The following is a 2,178-nucleotide window of genomic DNA, read 5'->3' on the forward strand; positions in this document are numbered from 1 at the left end:
AACGGTTACAATAAAATCTTTTCTGTGGTCTGATAAAAATACACCATTACGATATTCTTTTACCAAAACGCAGACAATGTATTTACCTGCAGCCGGAGCAATTCCCGAAATAAAACCGGTAGATGTGTTCATCACACCCAAAGGACCAAGTGGCTGAAATCCTGAATAAGGAGCGGCATATGGTACAGAGCCGTAAGTTGGCGGTGCAGGATTATTAAAGCCAGCATCTGCTGCTGCCCCTCCGTTAAATGCATCGGTAGTTGAATAAACCAACGAATCACCATCTACATCCGTTGCACTAAAATCGAGTAAAAATTTGTTCGCCTGGCATATTACAGAAATGCCTGTTTGATACCGTGGACTATTGTTAATACCTGTTGGCAGGTTTTGTGTGCCTGGTATAGAACCTATGTAAGTTGAACCTACACCCGGCGCATTGCCAATGTTAGTAATATTAGCTACCCTGCAGCAGGTTTGGTAAGTAATTGTATATCCAGTAGCATTATTCGGTAACTCAGTATCAAATTCATAACTACCGTAACTGTAATTAAAAACCGGAGGGTTTGATAAGCATGGAGGCGAGGTAACAATGCCAATTGGTTCATCTGAATTTCTGGAAACAGTTCTAATTCCTCCAACAAGCGAATTATTGGTATTATCAAAAATTGCCAATGCTACTGATAAAGGCATACCGGCACAAGGAGGAGGGCAATTATTATCTCTAAAAAGCCTTAAAGTAATTTTGTAAACTTTTGATTGTGTATTTGAACCCTGACCTAAGTAGGTATATATAACCTCACCACCGGTAATATGAGCTGCAAAAACAGGGAGAAAACCGACTACTAAAAATATGGTTGAGAGAAGTTTCCTCATGTTATAAGTAAGATACTAAATTACGTAATTATGATGTATTGCAGTATTCATCGCACAACATAAAGCAAAAATTCTCCCAGATATTTGTTTACCATATCTGGTTCTTCAATCATACCCATGTGGCCAGTGCTCCTCAACATATGTACGTACGCAATTTGTGGTAAATGTGATTGCTGTAAGCCTTGCTCACAGGGAATTGCCTTATCATGCTCTCCTATAATAAAGAGTATTGGATGCTTAAAAGTTTTTAAAATAGAAGTTGTATCGGGTCGTGCAATCATTGCATTGTATTGCTGAATCAATACCTCCGGCGCAAAAGAATTTCCCTTTTCGATAAGGGTTTTTACAGCATCTTTATTTTTATCAAGATCATAAAAAAGATTAGGGATGGTTGTTTTTAAAAAAGCAGCTGTGCCGTTTTGATCAATAAACGAAATTGATTTTTTTCGGGTAGCAATTTTTTCTTCATCATCTGCATATGCACTGCTGTGCAATAAGCCAAATGCATTTAATGTTTCTGCATATTTGTTTGCGTAAGCAAGGGTTATGTATCCGCCCATGCTATGGCCAAAAAGTGTAAAGCTGATTATTTTTTCTTCGTCAACAATTGCTTTTAAAATTTCAGCATAATCAGTTAACAGTACATTTTCTTTTTTAAATATTTCTGATTTTCCGATGCCTGGTAAATCAGGAACAATTACCAGGTAATTTTCCTTTAAGAAATTCACCTGTGTATCAAAAATGCTGCTATCTTCTGCAAAACCATGTAACAACATTACAAGTTTACCACTGCCGTAAATACTGTAATGGATATTGGTATTTTGATAAGAAATGTTTTTGTGTAGCATTCTTTTTAAATTTTAGATTTCTCCACTTTAATTGATTTTTGTTTTGTTTGAATCGATGATGCTGCTCTCCAGATCATGAGCACAATTAATGGTAAAAGTGCATTGTTCATTTTTTGGACAAGAAAAAACCAGGAGCATAAAAGAAGAACAAGAAAAAAGCATAAAAGGATTGAATATGTTTTTACGCTTCTATAGCTTTTATGTAATACAAATGCATAAACAATGTGCATTGGCCATGCCCATAAAAGGTTATAGTTATTTTTCGTCATAATATGGTCGGTACCAACCCACATAAATATTAATAATATGCCGAGTACCCCAACGGAAAAAAAGAGAAAACTATCCAACAGCCTTAAAAAACTTTGTGCGGTATTATTTTTAATAAGATGTAGAAATACAAATAGCAATAATATTGAAGCAAACAAAATTAATGGTGTAAAGAAAGTTTTTTTGTTAT

The 2,178-nt window shown here is 35.4% G+C and carries 3 protein-coding genes; all 3 read right to left on the reverse strand.

Annotated features, from left to right (window positions below; genetic code table 11):
* Positions 1–873, reverse strand: an 873-nt coding sequence (locus H7254_RS15095; protein WP_301933750.1) for a hypothetical protein, incomplete at its 3' end; no start/stop codon positions are given.
* Positions 874–920: 47 nt separating this feature from the next.
* Positions 921–1,721, reverse strand: coding sequence for an alpha/beta fold hydrolase (locus H7254_RS15100; RefSeq protein ID WP_301933751.1), 801 nt, complete (start codon positions 1,719–1,721; stop codon positions 921–923).
* Between the two features lie 5 nt (positions 1,722–1,726).
* On the reverse strand, positions 1,727–2,178 hold a 452-nt coding region (locus H7254_RS15105; RefSeq protein WP_301933752.1), incomplete at its 5' end, for a hypothetical protein.

This window comes from Ferruginibacter sp. (assembly GCF_014377975.1).
In the GTDB taxonomy this organism is placed as follows: domain Bacteria; phylum Bacteroidota; class Bacteroidia; order Chitinophagales; family Chitinophagaceae; genus Ferruginibacter.

What these genes read in the sequence shown, in the direction of transcription:
- H7254_RS15100 (WP_301933751.1), bottom strand. Translation starts at nt 1,721, where the DNA reads ATGCTACACAAAAACATTTCTTATCAAAATACCAATATCCATTACAGT.